The 308-nt window shown below is 64.0% G+C and carries 1 pseudogene; it reads left to right on the forward strand.

Annotated features, from left to right (window positions below):
- A pseudogene (locus tag AC0L20_RS40565) lies at positions 1–308 on the forward strand (glutamate--cysteine ligase); the annotation flags it as partial.

Here is a 308-nt window from a genome sequence, read left to right on the forward strand (position 1 = left end):
GTTTGTCGGCACCGACCGCGACTACCAATCCACCGCCTATATCGCGCTGATTCGTGACTTCCGTCGCTACAGCTGGCTGTTGATGTACCTGTTCAGTGCCTCACCGGCGCTGGATGCGGGTTTCCTGCGCGGTCGCTCGCACCAGCTGGAAGTGCTCGACGCCGAAACGCTGTACTTGCCATACGCCACCAGCCTGCGCATGAGCGACCTGGGTTACCAGAGCAACGCCCAGGCCGGCCTTACGCCGTGCTACCCCGACCTCGCCAGCTACACCGACACCCTGCGCGAAGCGGTGGCAACGCCCTACG

The organism is Bradyrhizobium sp. Kon58, from assembly GCF_055807455.1.